At 26.6% G+C, this 4,764-nt stretch carries 5 protein-coding genes; 3 read left to right on the top strand and 2 right to left on the bottom strand.

All coding sequences use genetic code 11. From position 1 onward, the window contains the following. Positions 1 to 43 precede the first annotated feature (43 nt). Positions 44 to 700, top strand: coding sequence for an IS1595 family transposase (locus EPJ72_RS05015; protein ID WP_147731120.1), 657 nt, complete (start codon positions 44 to 46; stop codon positions 698 to 700). Here EPJ72_RS05015 and EPJ72_RS05010 read toward each other — a convergent pair. Next, a complete protein-coding gene (locus EPJ72_RS05010) occupies positions 697 to 1,500 on the bottom strand; it encodes an FkbM family methyltransferase (RefSeq protein ID WP_242004925.1) in 804 nt (267 codons plus the stop codon). The two genes, EPJ72_RS05015 and EPJ72_RS05010, sit on opposite strands and share 4 nt — an antisense overlap. A gap of 151 nt (positions 1,501 to 1,651) precedes the next feature. Here EPJ72_RS05010 and fabV point away from each other — a divergent pair, with 151 nt between their 5' ends. Next, the gene (gene fabV, locus EPJ72_RS05005; RefSeq protein ID WP_147731119.1) at positions 1,652 to 2,830 is read left to right on the top strand and encodes an enoyl-ACP reductase FabV; all 1,179 of its coding nucleotides are present in this window, start codon (positions 1,652 to 1,654) and stop codon (positions 2,828 to 2,830) included. Positions 2,831 to 2,897: 67 nt separating this feature from the next. On the opposite strand, the gene rarD is transcribed toward fabV, so the two are convergent. Further along, complete coding sequence (gene rarD / locus EPJ72_RS05000) at positions 2,898 to 3,743, bottom strand: EamA family transporter RarD (protein WP_147731118.1); 846 nt, start codon at positions 3,741 to 3,743, stop codon at positions 2,898 to 2,900. 180 nt (positions 3,744 to 3,923) lie between these two features. Between rarD and EPJ72_RS04995 the strand changes: the two genes are divergently transcribed. Further along, a partial coding sequence (locus EPJ72_RS04995; protein WP_242004924.1) for a DDE-type integrase/transposase/recombinase occupies positions 3,924 to 4,764 on the top strand: 841 nt, incomplete at its 3' end.

The following is a 4,764-nucleotide window of genomic DNA, read 5'->3' as shown; positions in this document are numbered from 1 at the left end:
TTAGGGGCTGTCCTAGATAACTTAAATTTGTTAAAATTAAAGTATGAAACGTAGTAAATTAAGTCAAGATAAACAATTAAAATTAATAGAACATTTTGTAGCAGGAACCACAGCAAGAACTACATCAGTTTTAGTTGGTGTTAATAAAACTACAGCTTCGTATTATTTTTTAAGATTAAGAGAATTAATATTTGAATATGAGAAAGAAAAAGAAGAAGAAATTTTTAACGGCGAAATAGAAGTTGATGAAAGTTATTTTGGCGGTAAAAGAAAAGGAAAAAGAGGCAGAGGAGCTAAAGATAAGATACCAGTGTTTGGTTTATTAAAAAGAGGCGGAAAAGTATATGTAAAAATGATAAATAATACCCAAATAAGCACTTTAATGCCTATTATTAGGCAAAAAGTACAGCCAGATAGTATAGTTTATTCAGATTATTATCATAGTTATGATGTATTAGATGTCTCTGAATTTAAACACTTTAGAATTAATCATAGTGAAAAGTTTGCTGAAGAAAAGAACCATATTAATGGTATAGAGAACTTTTGGAATCAAGCAAAGAGATATCTTCGTAAATTTAATGGAATACCAAAAGAACATTTTCACTTATTTATTAAAGAGTGTCAATTTAGATTTAATAATCCAAAAGTTGACAAACAGTTGGAAATTATATATAATTTAGCAAGAAAGGAGCTTTTTTAGTTATCTAGGACAGCCCCTTTTTTTATTGTATTTACAGCACCTTCTAAAATTTTATGCTCTGCCCCTTCAACATCCATCTTTATATAATCAATACTTTTTATGTTGTTTCTCTCTACAAACATATCCAAAGTTATGGCATGTTTTTTTACTGTAGGAGTATTCGGCGTCATAGAAACAAAATCTATATCCCTCTCATAGTCTAAAAAAATCTCATTTTCTAATATTACATTATTAAGTTTATATTTATCTTTAATATTTGTAAGTACATTGTAAGCATTATCATCAGGTTCAAATGCATATATCTTTGCATTACTAGAACTTCTCTTAGAAAAAAAGTAAGTGCTGTCCCCCTTCCAAGCACCAATATCAAATAATACATTATCCCCTTTCACTTCAAAAATATCTTTTACATTATACTGCTCTAAACAAAATATATAAAATAATAAAAAATTCTCTATCTCATTAGGATATTTATGCCTTTTTAAATAAAATAATACTCTCTTTATTCCCCAAGAAAATATATTTATAATTCCATGCTTAATACTCAATTTTATTTTTTTATTTATATTAGTATACGCATCACTATAAAAAGCAAGCATATATCTGTATAATACAATTTTTTTAAAAATATTTTTTGAATACTCCTCTTCAAGCATGCTATAAAAAATATCAAAATTATTAGTATTAATTAATGCTTTTATAAAATTATCATTATTCTCTTTTTTTTCTATAAACTCTTTTGTAAATTTGTTTTTTAATTTTTTTCTGCAATCATTTAATAATTCATTTGATATACTCATAAAAATACCATAAAAGTTTTTCTTATAGTATAACATATAAAAAATATTTATCTAATTATTATTATAAATTTTATTTTATTGAAAAAAATACAATTCTATTATAAAGTATATGTATATTTAAGATAATAATACTATTAAAGGAGATGCATAAATGATAGTAGCACCTAAAATATTGAATAATATATGTACTACAGCTCACCCATTAGGATGCAGGAAAGAGGTAGAAAATCAAATAAACTATGTAAAATCTAAAGGAAAAATAAAATCAAATGTAAAAAATGCTCTTATATTAGGAAGCTCTGGAGGATACGGACTTGCAAGCAGAATTGCTATAGCTTATGGACTTGGGGCTAAAACTATGGGAGTTTCATTAGAAAAAGCAGCTACAGAAAGAAGAACAGCTACACCTGGTTGGTATAATAATATGGCTTTCAGTGAGTTTGCTAAAAAAGACGGCATAGAAGAGTTAAGTCTTAATTTGGATGCTTTTTTAAATGCTTCAAAAGAAGAGGTTATAAAAGAAGCTAAAAAATTTTTTGACGGAAAAATAGATTTATTTATATATAGTTTGGCTGCTCCTGTGAGAACAGATGAAAAAACTGGTACTTTATATCGTTCTGCATTAAAGCCTATAGGAAAAAAATATGAAGGTATGGGAATAGATTTCATTACTGAAGAGTTATTAAATGTTTCTATAGAGCCTGCTAATGATAATGATATAAAAAATACTGTAAAGGTTATGGGCGGAGAAGACTGGGAGCTTTGGACTAATGCTTTACTTGAAGCAGATTTACTTGCAGAAAATGCAATTAACATAGCTTATTCTTATATAGGTCCAGAAATGACTAAGGCAGTATACAGAGAAGGAACTATAGGAAAAGCTAAAGACCATATAGAAAGTACGGCTCATAAACTTGATAAAGAAATGCAAAAAAAGATAAATGGACATGCTTATATATCTGTTAATAAAGCCGTTGTAACAAGGGCTTCTTCTGTTATACCTACAGTGCCTCTTTATATTGGAATATTATTTAAAATAATGAAAAATAAGGGGTTACACGAGGGCTGTATTGAACAGATGTATAGATTATTAAGTGATAAATTATTTATTAATGGAGGCGATATACCTTTAGACTCTGTTAATAGAATTAGACTTGATGATTGGGAACTTAAAAAAGATGTTCAAGAGGAAGTATTGAATGCTTGGAAAATACTTAATCAGGATAATTTAAAAGAGTTGGCTGATATGTCTATGTTTAGAAAAGATTATATGAATATGCATGGATTTGAAGTTGAGGGAATAGATTATTCTAAAGATGTAGAAATATAATTTTTTAATTAATAAGAAATTATTTAAGGGCTTTACTTTATGCAATAGCCCTTTTTATTTTTTAAATTTATATTTTAGATTTTCTAAATATTGACACAGCATAAAGAATAGCTGCTAATATAATAATTGCTAATGTAATAGCTCTATTTAAATTTAACTCTTCTTTATAAACAAATATTGCAAGTAATGTTGCAAGCAAAGGAACAAAAAACTGTAAAAAACCTAAAGTAGAAACCTCTAAAGATTTAGCAGCCTTTGCATATAAATATAATGGTATACCTGTTGCAATTCCTGCAAACATCAAAATTATCCATGTACTAGTAGGCTGAGGATTAACTGGAAAATAAAGTTTAGATATAATAATTGAAGGTATCAATATAGATAAAGTCTCCAAAAATAAACTCTCCCAACCAGAATATATAGTCATCTTTTTTAATATTCCATATATAGAAAAAGTTAAACCTATGAAAAATGCCATTATAGGAGGTTTACCTAATGTAATAGTTTGATATATCATTCCAATAAACATTAAAACAATAGCTAAATATTCTAATATAGTTTTTTTCTCTCTAAAAAATATTATGCCTATTAGTATGCTTAAAATAGGAGCTATATAATAAGCAAGTCCTGCCTCTAATACATGCCCAGAGTTTACAGTATAAATATATAAATACCAATTAACTCCAAGAAAAATACCTGCTATAAAAATTAAAATAAGAGGTTTAGTTCCTCTGTATAAATTAGCTTTTTTAAATATTATTATAATAAGAGTAAATATAAAAGTAGTAATAACCCTCACTCCAAGAACAAAAGCAGAATCAAAATTCTGAACGGCCTTCCAATATATAGGAAGAAGCCCCCACATTATATAAGCACTAGCCGCAAGAAAAATAGATTTATTATTATTAGACATAAGTTAATTTGTATCCTATTTCAAATTTTTGAAATATAATAAACTCAATTTAAATATTTTCAATATAATATCTTTAAATAAATGTTTAGGAGTGTGAGATATTGGACATTTTTTAGTATAAAAAAAGCAGTATCCTTGTTATAATATTTTGAACAGAAAACAAATAAAAAGGATGCTACTATGAAAGAAGATTATAGCACAGAATTTAAATTATTTATAGTGGATAAAGCATTAAAAACTAAAAATATTAAAAGATTTCTAAAGATAGAAGAAATACCCAAATCTACTTTTTATGCTTGGCTTAAAAAATATAAAGACACTGGAACTGTCGCTAATTTTAGTACTAAGCCAAAAACTTCTCCAAATATCTTTAATAATCAAAAAGCTATTAATTTAATTATTGAACTCTATACTAAAGAATATCGAGGTAAGCATTATATTAAAGCATATTTAAATCGTGAAGGCATTAAGATAGGTGTTACAGCTATAGAGAATGTACTAAAAAGAAATAATCTTTGGAGATATAAAACAAAAAAGAAAAAGAAGCGATATGATAAACGAAAATTTGTCTCTAAAATACAAAAAGAGGGCAAAATAGTTCAAATAGACACTAAATATATCAAATTAGGCAGAAAAACAGTTTATCAATTCACTGCTGTAGATTTAGCTACACGTTATAGTTGGAGGCAAATCTATGAGGATAAAACACCTTATAGTGCTTTATCTTTCTTAAAATATGTCTTAAAAACTTCACCTTTTAAGATACAGGCTATACAAACGGACAATGGTATAGAATATACTTATCGCTGTATTAATACTCCTAAAATAAATATTTTTGATGAATACTGCTTAAAAAATAAATTAGAGAGGAGATATATTCCTATAGCAACACCAAGATACAATGGCGTAGTAGAAAGAGTACACGGCATAGACGAAAGAGAATTTTATTCACGATTAAATAAAAATATCACAGTAGAATTATTAAGAGAAAAATTAAAAGAATATACACATTTTTATAACA

Source organism: Brachyspira pilosicoli (assembly GCF_008016535.1).
Classification (GTDB): Bacteria; Spirochaetota; Brachyspiria; order Brachyspirales; family Brachyspiraceae; genus Brachyspira; species Brachyspira pilosicoli_A.
The sequence above is the reverse complement of the archived record's forward strand: the minus strand, read 5'-3'. Positions and strand labels throughout refer to the sequence as shown.